The 19,886-nt window shown below is 45.9% G+C and carries 16 protein-coding genes; 4 read left to right on the top strand and 12 right to left on the bottom strand.

Features of this window, described 5'->3' with window-relative positions; translation table 11 throughout:
* Positions 1 to 17: 17 nt before the first annotated feature.
* From HGP28_RS01720 to HGP28_RS01705, 4 genes are all read right to left on the bottom strand, one after another.
* A complete protein-coding gene (locus tag HGP28_RS01720) occupies positions 18 to 236 on the bottom strand; it encodes a hypothetical protein (RefSeq protein WP_168834698.1) in 219 nt (72 codons plus the stop codon).
* A gap of 414 nt (positions 237 to 650) precedes the next feature.
* Positions 651 to 1,505: a thioredoxin family protein gene (locus HGP28_RS01715; RefSeq protein WP_168834697.1), complete on the bottom strand. Its 855-nt coding sequence runs from the start codon at positions 1,503 to 1,505 to the stop codon at positions 651 to 653.
* Between the two features lie 533 nt (positions 1,506 to 2,038).
* Positions 2,039 to 2,866, bottom strand: a complete 828-nt coding sequence (locus tag HGP28_RS01710) for an SDR family oxidoreductase (protein WP_168834696.1) — start codon at positions 2,864 to 2,866, stop codon at positions 2,039 to 2,041.
* Positions 2,867 to 2,893: 27 nt separating this feature from the next.
* Complete coding sequence (locus HGP28_RS01705; RefSeq protein WP_168834695.1) at positions 2,894 to 3,814, bottom strand: TIGR01777 family oxidoreductase; 921 nt, start codon at positions 3,812 to 3,814, stop codon at positions 2,894 to 2,896.
* A 306-nt stretch (positions 3,815 to 4,120) separates the two neighbouring features.
* Between HGP28_RS01705 and yfcE the strand changes: the two genes are divergently transcribed.
* Complete coding sequence (yfcE, locus tag HGP28_RS01700; RefSeq protein WP_168834694.1) at positions 4,121 to 4,678, top strand: phosphodiesterase; 558 nt, start codon at positions 4,121 to 4,123, stop codon at positions 4,676 to 4,678.
* A 26-nt stretch (positions 4,679 to 4,704) separates the two neighbouring features.
* Here the strand turns inward: yfcE and HGP28_RS01695 are convergent, their stop codons facing one another.
* From HGP28_RS01695 to HGP28_RS01685, 3 genes are all read right to left on the bottom strand, one after another.
* On the bottom strand, positions 4,705 to 5,463 hold the full coding sequence (locus HGP28_RS01695; RefSeq protein ID WP_168834693.1) for a sulfite exporter TauE/SafE family protein: 759 nt from the start codon (positions 5,461 to 5,463) through the stop codon (positions 4,705 to 4,707).
* 110 nt (positions 5,464 to 5,573) lie between these two features.
* Positions 5,574 to 6,107: a regulatory protein ToxS gene (locus tag HGP28_RS01690; RefSeq protein ID WP_168834692.1), complete on the bottom strand. Its 534-nt coding sequence runs from the start codon at positions 6,105 to 6,107 to the stop codon at positions 5,574 to 5,576.
* A complete protein-coding gene (locus HGP28_RS01685; RefSeq protein WP_168834691.1) occupies positions 6,107 to 7,033 on the bottom strand; it encodes a winged helix-turn-helix domain-containing protein in 927 nt (308 codons plus the stop codon). The genes HGP28_RS01690 and HGP28_RS01685 overlap by 1 nt, the downstream gene beginning before the upstream one ends.
* 410 nt (positions 7,034 to 7,443) lie before the next feature.
* Here HGP28_RS01685 and htpG point away from each other — a divergent pair, with 410 nt between their 5' ends.
* From htpG to hemH, 3 genes are all read left to right on the top strand, one after another.
* Positions 7,444 to 9,348 (top strand): molecular chaperone HtpG, encoded by a 1,905-nt coding sequence (gene htpG / locus HGP28_RS01680; RefSeq protein ID WP_168834690.1) that lies wholly within the window; start codon positions 7,444 to 7,446, stop codon positions 9,346 to 9,348.
* A 152-nt stretch (positions 9,349 to 9,500) separates the two neighbouring features.
* Positions 9,501 to 10,145, top strand: coding sequence for an adenylate kinase (adk, locus tag HGP28_RS01675; RefSeq protein WP_168834689.1), 645 nt, complete (start codon positions 9,501 to 9,503; stop codon positions 10,143 to 10,145).
* Between the two features lie 154 nt (positions 10,146 to 10,299).
* Positions 10,300 to 11,262, top strand: a complete 963-nt coding sequence (gene hemH, locus HGP28_RS01670; RefSeq protein ID WP_168834688.1) for a ferrochelatase — start codon at positions 10,300 to 10,302, stop codon at positions 11,260 to 11,262.
* A gap of 56 nt (positions 11,263 to 11,318) precedes the next feature.
* Here the strand turns inward: hemH and HGP28_RS01665 are convergent, their stop codons facing one another.
* The 5 genes from HGP28_RS01665 to nagA all read right to left on the bottom strand — a co-directional run bounded on the left by HGP28_RS01665 (position 11,319) and on the right by nagA (position 19,372).
* A complete protein-coding gene (locus HGP28_RS01665; protein ID WP_168834687.1) occupies positions 11,319 to 12,710 on the bottom strand; it encodes a peptide MFS transporter in 1,392 nt (463 codons plus the stop codon).
* 456 nt (positions 12,711 to 13,166) lie between these two features.
* Entirely contained in the window at positions 13,167 to 14,831 is a 1,665-nt protein-coding gene (asnB, locus tag HGP28_RS01660) for an asparagine synthase B (RefSeq protein WP_168834686.1), read from the bottom strand.
* A 232-nt stretch (positions 14,832 to 15,063) separates the two neighbouring features.
* On the bottom strand, positions 15,064 to 16,656 hold the full coding sequence (locus tag HGP28_RS01655) for a cation:proton antiporter domain-containing protein (protein WP_168834685.1): 1,593 nt from the start codon (positions 16,654 to 16,656) through the stop codon (positions 15,064 to 15,066).
* A 362-nt stretch (positions 16,657 to 17,018) separates the two neighbouring features.
* Positions 17,019 to 18,233 carry a DNA-binding transcriptional regulator NagC gene (nagC, locus tag HGP28_RS01650; RefSeq protein WP_168834684.1) on the bottom strand — a complete coding sequence of 405 codons (1,215 nt, stop codon included), beginning with the start codon at positions 18,231 to 18,233 and terminating at the stop codon, positions 17,019 to 17,021.
* 2 nt (positions 18,234 to 18,235) lie between these two features.
* Entirely contained in the window at positions 18,236 to 19,372 is a 1,137-nt protein-coding gene (gene nagA, locus HGP28_RS01645) for an N-acetylglucosamine-6-phosphate deacetylase (protein WP_168834683.1), read from the bottom strand.
* Positions 19,373 to 19,886: the final 514 nt, after the last annotated feature.

Below are 19,886 nucleotides of genomic sequence, written 5' to 3'. Positions count from 1 at the left end.
GGCTGTCTGCTTCTGAGCTAGAAATTGCCATAGGCTTTGTGCTTGCCACCGATCAGTTCGCAATAGCCGATAGGCACATACATTTGAGTCCCATCGGGATAAGTACATTGAACACGTGGGCCTAACCCTGCGCCCTGAGTGTTCGCTCCATTGCTAGAGGCGCTAGATGAACCAGTACTTGCGCTAACACCGAAGGTTAACATTGCTCCCAGTGCTGCAATAACGAATGCTTTCATAATAACTCTCCCAAAGTGTGGTTTAAATCGCAAAAGTAACGTCATTTGCTGATGGGAGTATAGATAGTGTTTTTTGCGCGGCGCCGAAAATAAGTCGGCCATTTTATTGTGATTTTGGCGCGAAATTTGGCAAAGCATGGAGATAGACGGTGAAGAATTGAATGAAATGTAAAACAAAGTCGTTTCTTTATTTTTCAAATAAACGAAATAAGCATTTGATTTTAATGAGTATTTTTTAGGGTTATTTGAAGTTTGGTGACATTTGGTCGTTTCAACGTCACCGAGAATAAATGGGATGCACTGACTTAGTGCAAAATCCCATCAATGTGACAGTATTAAGTTGAGTTGCATTGAATAGCAGAATAAATGAGGCGTAAGCTACTCGCCGCAACTCAAGTGGTTTGGGCATTCCACTTAATACAGGAGAGAGTAGAGTTTGCGTCGGTAAGTTGATGCAACTCGGTCACCTTGGCCAAGTGCCGAAAGAATATCCATAAACCGTTGTTTTATCTCACCATCTTTCACATTGAGGTTAGTCATTAGCACTTGCCATAATAACTCCAAAGCCTCTTCGTTGCGCTTAGCCTGATGATAAAGGGTTGCAAGCTCTAAACGTAATTCAAGGTCGTTAGTATTTTGTGCAAAGGCAGACTCTAACTCTAATAGCTCTGGGCTTTCTGCGGCTTGCTGAGTGAGCGCAATTTTTGCTACTAGGCTTTCGAAATAGTTGTCTTGATATTCCAGCGGAATTTGCTCAAGGAATGCTTTAGCCGCATCAATTTGCTCTAAGCCAATAAGTGTTTCTGCCATAACAAGTTTGGCTTCTGGATGATGACGGATCTCGTCACTGAGTGTCACCAGAATGGTTTGAGCAGAATCAAACTGACCTTGCTGATTCAATTGTTTCGCTTGGTCGAGAAGTTGCAACTCTGGGTTTGGAAGGTGTTTTGCCAACATGGCTCGAATCGAATCAATCGATTGTGGTCCGCCAAGCCCATCGACCGGCTGGCCTGAAACAAACAAAGCAATTGTGGGGAGCATTTGTACGCCAAACTGCCCAGCAATGGCAGGTTGACTTTCACAATCGAGTAACGCGAGGGTCATTTGACCTTGATATTGTTGCGCAAGGTTCTGTAATGCGGGAATGATTTCAACACTTTCTGGCTGTGGATTAGCCCAAAAATGAATTAAAAGTGGCGTGTTCAGCGAGCTCTCAATGAGCTGTTGAAAGTTGTGCTCGGTGAGTTCGACAACAAAGGGAGTGGTCATGCTGATATCCTAACAGTGGCAGAGAGTGTTACAAGAATATGGGGATAACCTTGGTGATTTCAAGCAACTGAGATAAAAAGGCGACGCCATAAAATGAAAAACGCTGCCGAGGCAGCGTTTCATCGTCGAACAGGAACCGAGTCGTGATATTAATCGATGTCTGCAAAGCTTGATGTGATAAAAGGAGCAGTAATGCGCGCGCTTCCTTTTGTGTCACCAAGCCTGCTGAGTAACTGAACGGTGTTTAGTTTGAGCCACGTTATCTTGATTGCTTCGCTTTGGCATCAAATTAAAACACGATAAACAGTACGACGACGACCCCCAAGCTCAACCAATTTAAATGATTCAGCGTCATTTGTGTTCTCATGCAGCAAGGGTAGGGTCTGCCTAAATTAAGCAGATGATGCATCTTCGCACGCTTTTGTTACCGAATAATGACAGTCACATCAATTAATGTTACTCGCGCTTTTCAAACGTCTTGAGCCTTCCCTCTGATCTGTAACTCGAGACTGTTTGGATATGAACTCTTAACCTTAAGCTGCACGCGCCAAAATGCTATCGAGCCAGCGTTGGGGAAGCAGCCGTTTTAGCACGGCAAAAAGCCGAGTTGGTGTGGTGATTCTGTAACGTATTTTCGGCTGGCGGGCAGTAAGTGCATGACGCAATGGTTCAAGACACGCCTCTGGCGGTAATGTAAACTTATTGTTTGATTTTTTGTTGCTAAGTCTATGAATTTGTTGGTTGTATTCATGGTGGTGTCGGCTGGTCTCATAGGCAATCCAACGTTGAAATGCCGCTAATGCATTCGCGCGAAATTGGGTTTCTATCGGTCCGGGCTCAAGAATACTAATGTGAACATTGGTGTTACGGAGTTCCAGTCGCAGCGTGTCACTCCAACCTTCGATGGCAAATTTTGATGCGTTGTATGCACCGCGATATTGCATCGCAGCAAAACCCAGTACGGAGCTATTTTGGATAATGCGCCCGCGCTTTTCGCTTATCATGATGGGCAGCACCTGTCGAACCAGATGATGCCAACCAAATACGTTGGTTTCAAATTGTTCACGTAATGCTTCGGTGGGAAGATCTTCAAGTGCACCTGGTTGACCGTAGGCACCATTATTAAAAAGTGCGTACAATTTACCGTCGGTGAGTTTTAGGGTTTCGGCGACAGCGTCATCGATGCTTTTCTTATCGTTCAGATCAAGCTGTATGCAAGTGAGTCCTTCGTGCTGTAAGCGCTTGACATCATCAAGGCTGCGACATGACGCTATCACTTGATAACCCTCTTGATGTAGGGCATGAGCGCAAGTGTAACCAATGCCACTGGAGCAGCCAGTAATAAGGATGGGTTCTTTCATGTTATCTCCATGATAAATGACCCAAGATTACCCTTTGTTAGACAGGCTGACCAAGTTTTTTAATGCCGGCTCTAAATGGGAGAAGCTAAATTGAAATCCGATCTCTGTGAGTCGTTTTGGTTTTGCTCGTAGGCTGTCTAGCAACAAACACGCCCCCTCACCGAGAAGAAGACGAATTCCCCATTTGGGCGTGGTAAGCAGATGAGGGCGATGCAGCGTTTTGGCTAACGTTTTACTAAACATGGCATTTGTGACGGGATGTGGCGCACAGAGATTAAATATCCCATGTGCTTGCGTGGTTTCAAGTAAATACAAAATCGCGCCGATTTGATCGAGTAGATGGATCCATGGAATGTATTGTTCGCCTTGGCCAATCGGTCCTCCTAGACCAAGTTGGTAAGGTAGCCACATTTTTTTAAGAGCGCCGCCATCGAGACCAAGCACCACTCCAGTTCGAATCACGCAAACGCGAGTTCGCTCCGATTGCGCGTGTAGGGCAATACGTTCCCACTCGGTGCACACCTGATGCGCAAATGCGTCACTTTCGACGTGTAACGTTTCATCAAAAGGATGTGCTTTTTGATCGCCATAGTAGCCGACAGCAGAGCCGCTGATAAACACGCTTGGCGGGGTTTGGCTGGCTTGAATCAGTTCAACAATCTGTGCGGTTGTCTGCCAGCGGCTATCACAAATTTTCTGTTTTTGCGCCTCAGACCAGCGCTTGTTCGCGATGGGTTCGCCCGCAAGATTGACCACGGCGTCAAACCCATCAAGTGAGTCGAGTAGGGCTAGGTTCTCAATGTACTTAATATTGCCAATATCAGTGTGTTGCAGTTTTTTTTGAGCTGCACCAATATCACGGGTTAAGAGTACAACTTCCCACGTTGTCAGATGCTTGAGTAATTCGGCACCAATAAACCCGGTACCACCAGTGAGCAATATTTTCATTGTTCTCTCCGTTTTCCATCGAATGCAGTGACGTTTCTCATGCGCATATTAATAGCTTTGATCACTCGTGCATTCACTGCAACTCTAAGTTGCTTAGGCATATATACCCAAACCACTTGAAGATGCAGGTAGGCGGCAAACGAGCAAAGCCTCTGAACACTTCGTGAACATAGATAAACTATGTGATGAGGTTTGTGAGAGCCTGCCAACAACGCTGCAACTTCAAGTGGAAAGGGTATATTGAATTCTGCTTCTTGAGCTCACTTAGGTGTACAATGGCGCCAACTGATTTATTGGAGCGGTATCGTGAAACTATTTTTTGCCTCAGATCTACACGGTTCACTGCCCGCAACGCAACAAATGCTGGCGCAATATGTTGCCTCGGGTGCACAACACTTAATTTTACTTGGTGACATTTTGAATCATGGACCGCGAAATCCGATTCCTGATGGGTACAATCCACCTGAAGTGGCCAAATGCCTTAATGCGTATGCTCACGAGATTATTGCGGTGCGAGGAAATTGCGATAGTGAAGTGGATCAAATGCTACTGACATTTCCGATGATGATGGATTACGCTTGGGTGCTGCTTGCGACCGGACAACGTCTTTTCCTGACGCACGGTCATCGCTACAATCAGAACAATCTCCCTTCCTTGGCTCAACGCGATGTTCTTGTGCACGGACATACTCACCTACCTGTGGCTCAATGGGTGGAAAATTGCCTGATATTTAACCCCGGCTCGGTCACTTTTCCTCGCGATGGTCATTTAGCCAGTTATGGTTTGCTCGAAGATGGCCAACTGAAAGTAATCAGTTTTTCTGGCGAGTTATTAGGGTCTGTATCACTGGCTGCAAATGCGTGACTTCAAATGCAAGAGCCACACCAAGGCTAGCTGAAAAGGAGCTTGAGGCCAACCAAGACGGTAAGTAGCTCAAATGCTAATTTAATCGTGCGATTACTCTGTTTGAGTGCGAGTTTAGCGCCAAGTGCGCCGCCAAGAAGTGACGAGAGTAATAAGATAGGAAGCCAAGGCCAATAGATGGGGGCTCCAGCCCAAACGACTGCGGCGCCCCCAATACCATTCCAAAATAGCCCAACACACACAAGGGTTAGAGCGACGGCTTGTTTGTACGCGAATCCAAAAAAACGGACTAGAAAAAGAGTCACTAGTAAACCAGAGCCTGCGGTGAGAGATCCGTTTGTCACCCCAATCATAAAGAGGCCTAAGGCGCCAATGGTAAAGCCAAAGACTGTGCGATTTTGTGGTGATTCCTGTTGGCCGAGTTCGGCTTGGATTCGTGAGTAAACACCCAGAGCTAGAATCATCACTCCAAGCAGTGTTTCGGCGAATTGAGTTGAAATATGTAAAATGAGGTTAGCACCCACAACGGCGCCAGCTGCGCCGGTGAGCGTTAAATAAAGGGCGAACTTCAGTGGTAGTTGACCACTGCGCACATGTGTTAAGGCGGCACCAAGCCCTAAAGCAACGCTGGCAACTTTATGTGTCGCAAGTGCTTGGCCAAACGGTAAATCAAGAAAAATCAGTAGTGGAAATTGCAATAAACCCGCGCCGCCGCCAGAAAGCGCAGCGAGCGTATTGGCCAGCAATGATCCTAAAAATAGGATGATAGTGTCAAGCCAGGTCATAGAATGGTGCTCCTGCGGTCGGGAATGCCCGAGTAATATTCCGCTCACTCCTTGAGCGGAATAATTAAAAACGAGTGAGGATGATGCGATCTGGCGCTCGACAATCCGAACTAATGACGGACTAACAGCGTTGAACCATGATCCAGCGTTGTCAACAGCAAGGTTTTCGCGTTCACAATATCGATTCGGCGACTCTGCTGTGCATCCATTTTAAACACTTGGGTGATAAGCTTCAGCTGCTCTGTAGAGAAATCGGTTAACTTCGAAGCGGAGAGATCTTTAAATTCTCGCGGTGACAAAAGTAAGTAACTGTCACTTACCTCCCAGACGCCGGACTCTGAAATATTGATCACAACATCATTGGTTGAATTATGCGGTGTCAACTTTAATGTTGACACACGAATATAGTGACCATCTCTTAGGTATTTGACGTTAGTTTTCACTTGAACTTCGCGCAGCGGACCAACCATCTCTCTGACTTGTTGATCATCAAAAATGACCGACTGACTGTAGGACTGCCACTCGCTTTCCGTTAATAGTGCTTTGAGCTTAAAGTCACTCACCCAGTAAACCCAAGCACTTAATGTCAAAGAGAGCAGTACAAAGCAAACATAAATACTCTGTTTTAGATAACGCCGTTTCATTATTGACAAACCTCATTGACCACTTGTTCATCTGTAAAGAGACGTAATGCGGAATTTTTACTCGATTGATCGAGATGATGGACAAAGTTAATCACCAATAAGTGATTTTGACCACCCGTGACAATCACTTGATTCAGATCCGATGCTTTGGCTTGATTTTTGGTGTATTGATTCACACAGCGTTTTATTGTTGGTAGCCAAGCTTTAATATCTGGATGATGTTGCGGCACCAAAATCGTAACGCCTGTATGGCTGGCAATTTGGCGAAACTCAGCTTCATTGGGTTTTGAGAGCGCAAACGCAGCAAGTGGTAATGCGATTAAAAGTAACAAAGAGGCAAGCCATCTCATGCGACGAGACAATGGGGATGAAAATAATGGAGCCTGCGCTACCTCGGATGACGTTTGGGTCGACATACTCCCGCTGACCGAATGGGTCATAATAGCAGGTGTGTCGGTTCCGTCCGCTATCATCGGCTCGAAATCAGCATGCGCAAGGTTATTCTCATTGCCGCTAAGGCCGCTATCGGTGATATCAGTCTTGGCATCTATCTTTGTTGGGCTCGGCTCCGGTGACACTGGCTTGACGCGTTCGACACCACAAATGAGCTGGTAACCACGTTTAGGAACCGTTTTGACGAATTCAGGCGTTTTGGTTGAATCTTTCAGCAGTTTACGCAGTGTCGAAATCGCTTGAGTGAGGCTCGAATCATCGACTTCAAAACCTTGTTCACGCCAGACAAACTCGTGCAGCTCTTGACGGCTTAAAATCGCATTTGGGTTCTCGCATAACAGTAATAAAATGCGGCTCTCGTTGCTGCCAAGGCGTACGAGCTCTTCGTCGTTTGCGTGATCGAGCAGCGAATTGTTGTTGGGATCAAAAACAAAGCGCTGCGCGATAGAATATTTGGTTCCAATGTTGCTCATGAGTTACATCGAGTTGATTACGTCATACCTGCGCTTGGCGTTACGGCGAAGCGGTGGCTCATCATCTATACCCATCCCACTTGAAGTTGCAGCGGTGTTGACTGGCACTCACACATCTTATCACATAGCTTATCTATGCTCAGCGGCGCTGTTCGCTTGTCGCCTACCTACATCTTCAAGTTCAAGTTGTTTGGGTATAAAAAAAACTGAATTGTCATTTAGATACTTTTATGGCGGTAGCATAATTAAATTTATATAAAAAAACAGCGTTTTTGATCTTATTAGCCTTGAATTTACATTTGTCAGCCATATGTTAAACGATAACGAAGCGATTGATGTGCAACCAAACGACATATTAATAAGCGTGCGGTTGAATATTGACGTGAATTCTACTGTTTAACGGAGCGAAGATGAGCGAGACAGCAACTCACAACAAAGAAACTCGGGGTTTTCAATCGGAAGTGAAGCAATTGCTGCACTTGATGATCCATTCTCTTTATTCCAACAAAGAAATTTTCCTGCGCGAATTGATATCAAACGCATCGGATGCGGCTGATAAATTGCGTTTTCAAGCATTATCGGCGCCTGAATTGTATCAAGGCAATGCTGATCTGGGCGTAAAACTCAGCTTTGACACCGAAGCAAATACCTTAACCATTGCTGACAATGGCATAGGTATGACGCGTGAGGAAGTGATCACTCACCTAGGTACTATCGCAAAGTCGGGTACGGCAGAATTTTTCTCCCAGTTATCGCAAGAACAAAGTAAGGACTCACAACTGATTGGTCAGTTTGGAGTGGGCTTTTACTCGGCGTTTATTGTCGCAGACAGTGTGACGGTTCGTACTCGCGCGGCGACGGCCAGCGAAGATCAAGCCGTTTTGTGGCACTCACAAGGCGAAGGTGAGTACACCATTGAAGATACTCAGAAAGCGAGCCGAGGCACTGAGATTATTTTACACATGCGTGACGAGGGCAAAGAGTTCCTGTCAGAGTGGCGCTTGCGTGAAGTTATCGGTAAATATTCCGATCATATTGGTATTCCTGTTTCGATTCAGACCACAGTACGTGATGAAGACGGCAATGAAACCGACCAAAAACAGTGGGAGCAGATTAACAAAGCTCAAGCACTTTGGACTCGCAGCAAAAGCGAGATCAGTGACGAAGAATACCAAGAGTTCTATAAGCATGTTGCCCACGATTACAGTGACCCTTTGACGTGGAGCCATAACCGAGTTGAAGGGAAAAACGATTACACCAGTCTATTGTACATTCCGGCAAAAGCGCCTTGGGACTTGTTCAATCGAGATCACAAATCGGGCCTTAAGCTCTATGTTCAGCGGGTCTTTATTATGGACGATGCCGAACAGTTCATGCCATCGTACTTGCGTTTTGTGCGCGGTTTGATTGATTCAAACGATCTTCCTCTTAATGTGTCGCGAGAAATTCTCCAAGATAATAAAGTGACTCAATCTCTGCGTAGCGCGTGCACCAAGCGTGTGTTATCCATGCTTGAGAAGTTGGCGAAAAACTCACCGGAAAAATATCAAGCCTTTTGGCAAGAGTTTGGTTTGGTCCTAAAAGAAGGTCCTGCGGAAGATTTCGCCAACAAAGAGAAGCTGGCAGGCTTGCTACGCTTCGCGTCAACTCATAATGACAACAATGAGCAAACTGTTGCGTTAGCTGACTACGTTGAGCGAATGAAAGAGGGCCAAGATAAGATTTATTATCTGACCGCTGACAGCTACCTTGCGGCAAAAAACAGCCCACATCTTGAGCAATTCAAAGCCAAAGGCATTGAAGTTATTTTGATGTTTGATCGCATTGATGAGTATGTAATGAACTATCTTACTGAGTTTGGTGGTAAGGCATTTCAGTCTATCACCAAAGCGGGCCTAGACTTGTCTCAGTTTGATGATGAAGGCGAAAAAGCGCAGCAGCAAGAGACAGAACAAGAGTTCAAATCGGTTGTCGAACGCACACAAAGCTACCTCGGCGATCGCGTCAAAGAAGTTCGTACCACCTTTAAACTGGCTAACACGCCCGCAGTTGTCGTCACCGATGATTTTGAAATGGGCACGCAAATGGCCAAATTACTGGAGGCTGCCGGTCAAGCTGCACCGAAAGTGAATTACATTTTTGAGCTTAACCCGAATCATTCGCTGGTGAAGCAGATGGCAGACGAGGCCGATGAGGTTCAATTTGGGCGCTGGGTTGAGTTGTTACTCGGACAAGCGATGTTGGCCGAGCGTGGTTCGCTTGACGATCCATCATTGTTCCTTGGTTCGGTTAACGCCCTTTTGGTCAATCGTTAAGCGCACAACGGCATTCTTTAGTCGTAGAGGCGCATTCGCAAGTGAAATTGTGTGTTAGAATGCGCCATGATTTAAAAGGGTTGGCCTGTCGCGAGCAGCTCGCGGCATCAACAGTGAGATTGACGTCTCGATACAATTTAAGAGGATTAAACATGCGCATCATTCTTCTAGGTGCTCCAGGTGCAGGTAAAGGCACGCAAGCAAACTTCATCATGGAGAAGTTTGGTATTCCACAAATTTCGACAGGTGACATGCTACGCGCCGCCATCAAAGCGGGTACTGAGCTTGGCCAAAAGGCAAAAGCGGTTATTGATGCTGGTCAATTGGTTTCTGATGAAATCATTTTGGGTTTGATCAAAGAGCGTATCGCGCAAGACGATTGTGAAAAAGGCTTTTTGCTGGATGGTTTCCCTCGCACAATTCCACAAGCAGATGGCTTGAAAGAGATGGGCGTTGATGTCGATTACGTCATTGAGTTTGATGTTGCAGATAGCGTAATCGTTGAGCGTATGGCTGGCCGTCGCGCGCATTTGGCGTCTGGACGTACTTACCATGTGGTTTACAATCCACCAAAAGTGGAAGGTAAAGACGACATCACAGGTGAAGATCTGGTTGTTCGTGATGACGATAAAGAAGAAACGGTACGCGCACGTCTCGGTGTTTACCATGAGCAAACGGCGCCACTTATCGAATACTATGGCAAAGAAGCCGCAGCAGGTCGCACCCAATACCTTAAGTTTGATGGCACAAAACCTGTGTCTGACGTGAGCGCGGATATCGAAAAAGCACTCGCATAATTTTTAGGTTATGTTTGATTTAAAGCGACCTTAGGTTTGACCTAACGGTCGCTTTGTTATTTTTTGGGTTTATACCCAAGTCACTCTCGCTGAACCGCGTGTCTTGAAGCCACTCGGGTATAGATGTTGAGAAAACGGCATGGAGAACCAGTCAATGGAACATAGAGACAAACAGGGTGTGTTACTTGTCAATCTTGGCACGCCGGATGCTCCGACCCCTGCGGCGGTGAAACGATTTTTAAGCCAGTTTTTGCACGATAAACGAGTGGTGGATTTGACACGTTGGCTTTGGTGTCCGCTGCTGCATGGGATTATTCTACCGCTTCGGTCACCTCGTGTCGCAAAACTGTATCAATCAGTATGGATGGATGAAGGCTCACCATTGATGGTTTATTCGCAACGTCAAGCGGCCAAATTGGAAGCGAAACTCAATCTTCCTGTTGAGCTTGGTATGACTTACGGTAATCCAAGTCTTTTAAGTGGTGTTCAGTCGCTTTTAGCACGTGGTGTTGAAGAGATCATCATTTTACCCCTCTATCCGCAGTACTCCGGTACCACCTCAGCTGCGGTGTTTGATGGTGTAAGTAAAGCCTTCAAACAGCTTCCTGTGATCCCCGCGTTTTCGCTGATTCATGATTATCACGCGCATCCTCAATACATTGAAGCATTAGCAGAGTCAGTCCGTGCCCATTGGGATGAGCATGGTAAAGGTGAGTATTTACTTTGCTCTTATCATGGCATTCCCAAACGTTATGCCGATAACGGTGATGTGTACCCAATGCATTGTGAGCGCACCACTTTGTTGCTTGGCCAAGCTCTGGGATTGACGGAGCAGCAGATTGGAATGAGTTATCAGTCGCGCTTTGGTCGGGAAGAGTGGCTAACGCCATACACGGATAAAACGTTGGAGCGTTTGCCGACCGAAGGTATTAAGCGATTGGATATCATCACGCCTGCATTTTCAGCAGATTGCTTAGAGACGCTTGAAGAAATTGCAGAAGAGTGCAAAGAGAGCTTCCTTGGCGCTGGGGGGGAAATGTTCCACTACATTGGCTGTCTTAACGACAGTGACTCTCATATTGAGATGATGACATCGTTGGTGGCGCGTTATCGTTAGTCGAATGAATAACATAAAAAAGGATCGCTTGAGCGATCCTTTTTATAACGTCGATGTTAAGCGAGCTGAGCTTTTGAGTTGTCAGCCTCACCTTCGGACGCAACAGCTGCGCCTTCTGCGCCATGCATCCAGCGCACGAGCGTATTTGCCAGTAGCAATAAAATAACGCCAGAAATCGCCGCAGCAATTGCAATACCGCCAAAGATTTGCAATGCACCGAATTCATTAACGTGTGAACCGATGTAACCTGCAGCATAACTTGCAATAGCATTAAAACCAAACCACGCGCCCATCATCAAAGAAGCGAGACGTAATGGTGCCAATTTCGTAATAAGCGACAAGCCAATCGGCGATAAACACAATTCACCAAGGGTGTGAAAGAAAAATGCACCAACAAGCCACCACATCGATGTTTTGGCATTCACATCACCACCTTGCTCTAGTACCGCGCCAACCATACAAGCAAAGCCAAGGGCTAGGAAAAACAGCGCCAAAGCGAACTTGATAGGGGAATTGGGTTCACGTTTGCCCAGTTTCACCCATAACGCAGCAAGAACGGGTGCCAGTGTAATGATGAAAAATGGGTTGAGTGATTGGAACCATGCAGTTGGCACTTCAAAGCTGCCTAACATACGGTCGGTATATTGTTGAGTATAAATATTCATTAAACCGCCAGCTTGTTCAAAACCGGCCCAAAAGACGATAACAAACAATCCCATCACTAAGATAACTTTAATGCGATCAATCTCTTGTGCTGTTAACGGCACTTTTTCGGCATTGTTATTTGCAGCGCGCTCGCGCACTGCTGCAGGGACATTACCAATCTCGCCAAGCCACGACGGAGCCAGCGTCATTTGCATGATAAGACTTATCACCATACCCAGACCTGCGGTAGCAAAGCCTGCTTGCCAGCCAAAACTGTTGGTCACTGAACCCGCAACGAGACCTGCTAACAACGCGCCAATGTTGATCCCCATATAAAAAATAGTGAACGCACCATCGCGGCGATTATCACCTTCTTGGTAGAGATCGCCCACCATGGTGGAGATATTGGGCTTAAACAATCCATTACCCGCGACAAGCAGCGCCAAGCCTGCGTAGAACGTCGTCATGCCGTCGATACCAAAATACCCAGCAGGAATCGCCAGAGTAAATTGACCAATGGCCATCAGCGCGCCACCAAGCAAAATGGCACGGCGTTGACCAAGGTAATTATCCGCAAGATAGCCGCCAATCAATGGAGTGATATAGACTAGACCGGTGTAGATCCCGTAAAGGTCAAGCGCGTCTTTTGTCGTCCAGCCGAGGCCGCCATTAATGGTGGTATCAGTGAGATAGAGTACCAAGATGGCACGCATCGCATAATAAGAGAATCGCTCCCACAGTTCGGTACCGAACAGGAGAAATAGGCCGCGTGGGTGGCCAAAAATTTGATGTTGTTTTGCCATAGATCGCCAACTTTTTCGTGACTGTAATTTTGAGCCGTTACATATACCCCTCAATGACGAAGATCACAATAAGATGCAAAATTAGGAAGTGAGGCGCTAAGATGCTAAGGAACTGAAAAATGGCAAAATATTTCTCTATCTGGCTCAAAGGTTGCGTGCGACAAAATAAGTTTTCATTTTTGATGTGTTTTATCGATATGCCCAAGTAACCTCAAGATGCATGGTTCAGCGAGAATGCCTTGGTTTATCAGTGGGCGAGGATTTGAAAATAGACTCGCTATTTCACTGCGTTGTTTGCTTTGCTCTCTGCCCAGTGATCTGGCTCTGAATCTTGTATCTTGAAGTCACTTGGGTATAAATAAAAAAGCGAGACCGTGATCGGACTCGCTCTCTCTCTACTCAGGGGCTAGGAAAATCGCTAGCCTCCTTTTGCACTGGTGGCACAGGGCCACACTTTTAGTATGCGTCGTTATGTACGGTTTGTACGGCGCGGCCTGATGGGTCAACGCAGTTTTTGAATGACTCGTCCCATTCAATTGCTTTGGCTGATGAGCATGCCACTGATGGCCCGCCAGGAACACATTCTGCAGCAGACGGTAGCGGGAATAGCTCTTCAAAAATTTCGCGATACACATAACCTTCTTTAGTGGTTGGTGTGTTATACGGGAAGCGAAATGCAGCGCTCTCCATCTGCTGATCAGTGATTTTTTCTTCTGCTACTGCTTTTAGAGTATCAATCCAGCTATAGCCAACACCATCTGAGAACTGTTCTTTTTGGCGCCACGCGATAGATTCTGGCAGATAATGCTCAAAGCATTCACGCAGAATGTGTTTTTCCATTTTGCCGTTGCCACACATCTTATCCGCTGGGTTCAGTCGCATTGCTACATCGATAAATTCTTTGTCTAAGAATGGCACTCGGCCTTCGACGCCCCACGCTGCCAGCGATTTATTTGCACGAGCGCAATCGAACATGTTAAGCGCGAGCAATTTGCGGACGGTTTCTTCATGGAATTCACGCGCGTTCGGCGCTTTGTGGAAATAGAGATAACCGCCGAAAATTTCATCAGCGCCTTCACCAGAAAGCACCATCTTGATCCCCATGGCTTTGATTTTGCGTCCCATTAAATACATTGGCGTTGACGCGCGAATGGTGGTGACATCATAGGTTTCAATGTGGTAAATAACGTCGCGAATGGCATCGAGCCCCTCTTGAATGGTGTACGTCATTTCATGATGAACGGTGCCGATTTTTTCTGCCACTTCACGCGCCGCTTTAAGATCTGGAGCGCCTTCAAGTCCCACGGCAAAGGAGTGCAGCTGTGGCCACCAAGCTTGGGTTTTTTCGTCATCTTCAACTCGCATTGCAGCAAAGCGTTTCGCTACCGCAGAAGTGATAGAAGAGTCGAGCCCGCCAGACAAAAGTACGCCGTAAGGTACGTCTGTCATTAATTGACGCTTCACTGCGGCTTCTAACGCTGCGGTAAGATCTTCTTTACTCGTAACATTATCTTTGACTTCATCATAGTGATTCCAGTCGCGAATATAGTAACGTTGCGGCTCAGCATCGTCAGAGCTGTAGTAGCTACCAGGAGGGAATTCACTGATGGTTTTACATACCGGAGTCAGCGCCTTCATCTCGGAAGCAACATAATAGTTACCGTGCTCGTCATAGCCTTGATAAAGAGGAATGATGCCAATATGGTCACGACCGACCAAAAACGCGTCTTTGGTTTCATCATAAAGCACAAAAGCAAAGATGCCGTTGAGTTCTTCCAGCGCTTCAACACCTTTATCTTGGTATAGCGCTAAAATCACTTCACAATCCGAATCGGTTTGGAATTGATAGCGACCTTCGTAACGCGCACGAATTTCTTTATGGTTATAAATTTCGCCGTTAACTGCCAAAATGAGAGATTTGTCTGGGCTGTAAAGAGGCTGAGCGCCACTGTTTACACCAACAATGGCCAAACGTTCATGGGCTAAAATTGCGCGCTCACTCGCGTAGATACCTGACCAATCAGGGCCGCGATGGCGTAATTTTTTCGACATCTCTAAAGCGATTGGGCGTAACGCTGCTGCGTCGGTTTTTATATCAAGAATGCCAAATACTGAACACATACCAAATCCTTTTTGAACAATTTTTAATGGTCTTGGCTTTACTCTGCCATTTTGAATCGAAAACGCAACGATAAACGATAAAAAAAATAAAACAAAAGCCATGTTGGTGGAAATTTTCTAATTAAAAGTTTGATTTGGTGAACTGAATTTAAAAACTGACCAAAATAACAACAAAAAAGCGCTCATTGGAGCGCTTTTAAAGTGAAATCAGAGAACATTGCTGGGTATAATCTCAATCAATTCTGGCAGTTAACGGCGGCTGAAGTTGTTCACAGACATGACGAGCAAAACCGCTACCAGCCTCGCTGTATATGTTGAATGCTGCATCGACGCCACTGGCAAAGAGACCGTCGAATTGGTCTTGGTACGCGGCAATGGCCGCAACTTGCCCTTTAAATCCTCGTGCTTTGAGCTGATTTAGAGCGGTCTGATTCCCCTGATGATGTGGCATCGCTAAGAGCACCAATTTGACTTGGGCGGTGTCTAAAATGCGCTCCCAAAAATCCGGGTCGGTAGCGTCGGCTGCGATGACATTACGGCCTTCTTCTCGATGTTCGGCCGCCGCATCTTCTTTTACTTCGATACCTAAGCAGATTGAGCCGTAGCGCGCCTTAAGTTCATCATACGCTCCGCTGCCAATTCGCCCCATACCTAAGATAAGCACTTGCGCTTGCCCTGGGTTAATTAATCGGTCACGTTGATTGAGTTTCTCTGCTGCATGTTCTTGTAACCACTTTCCAGAGTGCTGATAAATTTTGTGTCCAAGGCGATTCAGTGGGGCTGCGATAACAAAAGACAAGGACAGTGCTAATGCGAGTGCCACCATCATATCTGCCGACATCCAACCGAGCGAAAACGCCAAACCACCGACGATAAGACCAAACTCGCTGTAATTGAACAGCGTGAGTGAGGCTAATAATGAGGTGCGTACACGAAACTTAAAGGCATTGATAGTGATGAAATAGAGCAAACCTTTCAGCGGTAACAGAGCGATGAACAACAGAGCCAACAAGAGCGCGTTCAGTGTGGGCTCGGCAGAGAGCCCGATATTGAGGAAAAAACAGACTAAAAATAACTCTTTAATATTAAACAGTGACTTAGATAATTCAGACGCTTTGCGATGTTCAGCGAGCATCATGCCCATAATCAGCGCGCCCAAATCAGGCTTCATTCCCACTAAAGTAAACAAACCTGCGCCAACCACGAGCGCAAAAACAACGCCAAATAATACGAGCATTTCATTGTGGCCGACACGATTCAGCAGCCTAAAAAATATCGGTCGTAATAGTGGCAATCCAAACAGGATGATAGCGTACCAATGGGGGAGTTTTCCCGTTGAGGCAGTCAGAAAGATCACCGCAAAAATATCTTGCATGACTAAAATGCCAATGGCGACTGATGCGTACGTGGCGTTCATTTCGCCTTTCTCTTGCAGCGCTTTGACGGCAAATACGGTGCTTGAAAAGGAAAGAGCAAAGCCCAGTAACAGTAACTGACCGAGATCCATACTAGCAAAACTACCAAGACCGAGCAGTTTTAAACCGGCAAATAATGCGGCAAAAAGTACGCTGGTGGTTAAATTATGGAAGGTGGCGCTGGCCCAAATCTCTTTAGATAATAGTGTTTTGATGTCGAGTTTAAGACCAATTGTAAATAGCAGCAAAGTGACACCGAGGTCTGCAAGTGTCGTAATAGTTTCATTGGACTGATACCCCCACGCTTGCAGTGCAAAGCCCGCCAATAAAAAGCCAACTAAAGGGGGAAGGTGACATTTCAGTGCCGCAAATCCGGCAATGAAGGCTGCGCTTATGAGTACAATGTCCATGTGCTTAATCCTAAAAACGAAAACGGGCTGGATAACCCAGCCCGAGATTGTAGCCTAACCTAAGTTTTGCTCAAAGATATATCCCCTTAGCGCTTGAAAGCGAAGTGCTTTCTTCATGAGGTTATCCCCGTCCTACTTGAAGTTGCAGCGCTTTCCTTTAAAAAATGAAGGGACGAGCACTCACAAACCGCATCACATAGTTTATCTATGTTCACGAAGTGCTCAGAGGCTTTGTTCGGCTTTGTTCGCTGGTCGCCTACCTGCATCTTCAAGTAGTTTGGGTATAGGGACTGCTCTCATATACGTTGTCATTGAAAGTCCAAGCTCTTTGTAGCGAAGCATGTATCTTGAGGCGGCTGACCTTACTCTCCTAGCAGCTTTTGTAGTAATACACCATTGAGCATTGCGCGTTTGATAATGGCAAATCCGCCCAAGGTCGGCTCTTTGTCGATTTCAGAGGCGACGATCGGTAAATTATTATGGAAGGTAGTAAGGGATTGGGTTTGAATGTTTCGTTTGATCGCAGGGAAAATCACCGACTCAGCCATTGTGATGTCGCCGGCAATGACGATTTTTTGCGGGTTAAATAAATTGACCGTAATGGCAATGGCTTTACCTAGTTGGTTACCTACGCGAATTAAGCTTTGTGCTGCTAATTCATCCCCTGCAATAGCGTGGTTGCAAATGTCTGCCATGGTAACGGAGTTAAGCTCTGCAAGGCTTGAAGGGTAACCTTGTGTCAGCAACTTCGTGACAGTATTAACGATCGCAGGGTTGGCGGCAACAGTCTCTAAACAGCCAAAATTGCCACATTGACACTGTTCTCCCAGCGGATCGATTTGAATATGCCCAATTTCCCCAACATTACGGTTATAGCCAAGAAAAATTTGGCCATTGACAATGATTCCGGCTCCCGTACCGCGATGCACGCTGACTAAAATCGAGTCTTGGCAATCACGACTCGCGCCGAAATAGTGTTCAGCCAATGCCATGCTGCGAACATCGTTACCGACAAAGCAGCTGGTGTTGAAGCGTTCACTGATGATATTCCCAAGTTCAAGATTATCGATATCGGTGTTGGGCATGTATTCGACCACACCTGTGGTAGGATTCACTAATCCAGGTAGGGTGATTCCGATAGCGATAAACTGCTCAATTTGAGGAGTGCACTGGTTGATGAACTCTTCAAGTTGAGCCGTCAGTCCATCGATAAGCTCGTGTTGATTATGGTAATCTAGTGACTGTTGCTGATTTGCCAGAGCACGTCCGCTTAGGTCATAGAGTGCATATTGCACATAATCTCGACCAAGGCGGATGGCGATCGAATGAAAAGGGCGAGTTTCGGTTTGCAGAGAAATTGCGCGGCGACCGCCGGTAGAGGCTTGCTGCGCCACTTCTTTGATCAAACCGTGCTCAAGGAGCTGTCGAGTGATTTTTGTGACACTGGCTGGAGCCAATTGGCTGACGTCTGCCACCTGAATGCGAGAGATCGGCCCTTGCTGATCAATTAGGCGGTAAACTGCCGCACTGTTAAGCTGTTTTACAAGGTCTACATTACCGATCTGTCCGCCATTCATCACTAATTCTGCTCATATTGTCCGTTAACTACTGTCGCTTTTACTTTGAAATCACGGTCAAAAATGGCCAAGTTTGCAATCATACCAGGTTTGATTCGACCCAAATGGTCATCGACGCCAATGGCCTTAGCCGGGTAGAGTGTCGCCATTCTCAGTGCTTCGTCTAAAGCGATACCAACATGCTCAACTGTGTTTTGAACTGCTTCAATCATGGTCAAAGCTGAGCCGCCAAGTGTGCCATTTTCATCAACGCACTTGCCATCTCGGTAATATACTTTCTTACCAACAAAAATAAAGTAATCCATTTCAGCACCTGCTGGAGCTGTGGCATCGGTCACTAATACGAGTTTGTCACCTTTGATTTTATGAGCAATGCGAATATTGGCGTAATCAACATGGAAGCCATCCGCAATCACACCAGCATAAACATCGTCAGTATCGTAAATTGCGCCAACGACACCAGGCTCACGCCCTACCATAGGAGTCATTGCATTAAATAGATGAGTTGCAAAAGTGATCCCAGCATCAAAGGCTTGGCGCGCTTGCTGATAACTCGCATTACTATGCCCAATTGCGACCACAATGCCAGATTGGCGCAGCCGCGTGATGTGTTTTGGATGATTCAGCTCAGGTGCTAGAGTGACTTTGCGGACTACGTCGGCATTGTCACAGATAAAATCAATCATGCTGTCATCAGAAGGGCGAATGTAGTCGACACTGTGAATTCCCTTTTTCAATACATTGAGGTAGGGGCCTTCTAAATGCAATCCAAGGGATTGGTTACGATAGGTGGTTTGGTATTCTCGCGCGGCAATGATTGCGGCGCGCATATCGGCATCTGATGAGGTGATCAGTGTTGGTAAAAAACTGGTGCATCCAGATTTAAGATTGGCTTCATGCATAATTTGCATGGTGTTGGCTGAGATCTCGTCATTGAGCATAACCCCACCACAGCCATTAAGTTGTAAGTCAATAAAACCAGGGCTGATATTAGCGCCCTTCATATCATGTTGAGGAACATGATCGGCAATGTCACTCATAGGCACGATGGCGTTGATCAGGTTATTTTCGATGATCACAGCATGATCATACAGCACATCATTTCCTGTAAAAATTTTACCATTCGTTAGCGCGTACATAGTCTGCTAATCCTTATCGATTGAGATTTAAATTCTTTCAGTTCAAGGCGGTATCAGATGACGACTTGATATCATCTTGGCACTTTGGTTTCGCTGTGTTGAATTTCATCTTGAGACCTTTCGGATCACTGGGTATAGTGCGCCGCCTTGTGCGATTTATCGCGGATTCAACCAAGCTTTTAGTACAAAAACATAAGTCATTTTGTGCAGCAAAAAATCAAATTAATGCAAGAGCGATGACGATAGGAAAACATCGTTAGATGAATCAAACACCTGTTTGGAAAAGCATTCATCTCAACGGTCTAATACGCACGTTCATCTTAATAACTGTGAGTTTATGACAGTAATATTATCTTTGTCTTGTTATTTTTTTTAATCATAAAATAAGTTTTATGATCTCGCTAGCAAAAAAGTGCTTTAGCATAGAAATCTGGTGATTACGGTCACAAACATAGTCGTTTTAATTTGCGGAGCGAAATTATTTTTTTACACTGACCGTGACTAAATTGGATAA

The sequence above is a fragment of the Vibrio agarilyticus genome, assembly GCF_012641465.1.
Taxonomy (GTDB): Bacteria; Pseudomonadota; Gammaproteobacteria; order Enterobacterales; family Vibrionaceae; genus Vibrio; species Vibrio agarilyticus.
The sequence above is the reverse complement of the archived record's forward strand: the minus strand, read 5'-3'. Positions and strand labels throughout refer to the sequence as shown.

What these genes read in the sequence shown, in the direction of transcription:
- HGP28_RS01720 (WP_168834698.1), bottom strand. Translation starts at nt 236, where the DNA reads ATGAAAGCATTCGTTATTGCAGCACTGGGAGCAATGTTAACCTTCGGT.
- HGP28_RS01715 (WP_168834697.1), bottom strand. Translation starts at nt 1,505, where the DNA reads ATGACCACTCCCTTTGTTGTCGAACTCACCGAGCACAACTTTCAACAG.
- HGP28_RS01710 (WP_168834696.1), bottom strand. Translation starts at nt 2,866, where the DNA reads ATGAAAGAACCCATCCTTATTACTGGCTGCTCCAGTGGCATTGGTTAC.
- HGP28_RS01705 (WP_168834695.1), bottom strand. Translation starts at nt 3,814, where the DNA reads ATGAAAATATTGCTCACTGGTGGTACCGGGTTTATTGGTGCCGAATTA.
- HGP28_RS01695 (WP_168834693.1), bottom strand. Translation starts at nt 5,463, where the DNA reads ATGACCTGGCTTGACACTATCATCCTATTTTTAGGATCATTGCTGGCC.
- HGP28_RS01690 (WP_168834692.1), bottom strand. Translation starts at nt 6,107, where the DNA reads ATGAAACGGCGTTATCTAAAACAGAGTATTTATGTTTGCTTTGTACTG.
- HGP28_RS01685 (WP_168834691.1), bottom strand. Translation starts at nt 7,033, where the DNA reads ATGAGCAACATTGGAACCAAATATTCTATCGCGCAGCGCTTTGTTTTT.
- htpG (WP_168834690.1), top strand. Translation starts at nt 7,444, where the DNA reads ATGAGCGAGACAGCAACTCACAACAAAGAAACTCGGGGTTTTCAATCG.
- adk (WP_168834689.1), top strand. Translation starts at nt 9,501, where the DNA reads ATGCGCATCATTCTTCTAGGTGCTCCAGGTGCAGGTAAAGGCACGCAA.
- hemH (WP_168834688.1), top strand. Translation starts at nt 10,300, where the DNA reads ATGGAACATAGAGACAAACAGGGTGTGTTACTTGTCAATCTTGGCACG.
- HGP28_RS01665 (WP_168834687.1), bottom strand. Translation starts at nt 12,710, where the DNA reads ATGGCAAAACAACATCAAATTTTTGGCCACCCACGCGGCCTATTTCTC.
- asnB (WP_168834686.1), bottom strand. Translation starts at nt 14,831, where the DNA reads ATGTGTTCAGTATTTGGCATTCTTGATATAAAAACCGACGCAGCAGCG.
- HGP28_RS01655 (WP_168834685.1), bottom strand. Translation starts at nt 16,656, where the DNA reads ATGGACATTGTACTCATAAGCGCAGCCTTCATTGCCGGATTTGCGGCA.
- nagC (WP_168834684.1), bottom strand. Translation starts at nt 18,233, where the DNA reads ATGAATGGCGGACAGATCGGTAATGTAGACCTTGTAAAACAGCTTAAC.
- nagA (WP_168834683.1), bottom strand. Translation starts at nt 19,372, where the DNA reads ATGTACGCGCTAACGAATGGTAAAATTTTTACAGGAAATGATGTGCTG.